This is a genomic window from Caballeronia sp. BR00000012568055, from assembly GCF_029439455.1.
Lineage (GTDB): Bacteria > Pseudomonadota > Gammaproteobacteria > Burkholderiales > Burkholderiaceae > Caballeronia.
Map to the genome: position 1 here is coordinate 1 of NZ_JAQFVG010000295.1, position 495 is coordinate 495.

The 495-nt window shown below is 57.6% G+C and carries 2 protein-coding genes; one reads left to right on the top strand and one right to left on the bottom strand.

Features of this window, described 5'->3' with window-relative positions; all coding sequences use genetic code 11:
- The coding region (tssD, locus tag P7F28_RS17440; protein ID WP_277185775.1) for a type VI secretion system tube protein TssD at positions 1-265 on the top strand (265 nt) is incomplete at its 5' end.
- 50 nt (positions 266-315) lie between these two features.
- On the opposite strand, the gene P7F28_RS17445 is transcribed toward tssD, so the two are convergent.
- A partial coding sequence (locus P7F28_RS17445; protein WP_277185776.1) for an STAS domain-containing protein occupies positions 316-495 on the bottom strand: 180 nt, incomplete at its 5' end.

Consider the following 495-nt stretch of genomic DNA (forward strand, 5'->3'; position numbering starts at 1 on the left):
GCTGACGTCGGGCGAGCAGATGAAGGACGTGCAACTCGAGTTCTATCGCATCTCGCCGAAGGGCACGGAAGAGAAGTACTACACCGTGCGGCTTTCGAACGCGATTCTGACGCATATGGAATCGTGGACGCCGAATGCGCTGGACCCGAACAACCGGCAGATGGGCCACATGGAAGACCTGGCGTTCACGTACGAAAAGATCACGTGGACGTACGATCCGGATGGTATCGAAGCCGAAGATTCGTGGCTTGCGCCGAAGGCTTGAGTTGGGTTTTGAAGTGAAGGCCGCCTCGGGGATGAGGCGGCTTTTTTACGTCATTTGGCCAACGCCCCCAGCCCCGCCGCACGATCCGGCAAGATACGAAACAGCGAATCAAAGCCAATCACCTGAAATACTTCGTGCACCTGAGGAATCAAACCCGCCAGCACCAGATCATGCCCCGTACTGCGCACGATCTTCGCGGCCTTGAGCATCACGCGCAGTCCCGCTGAACT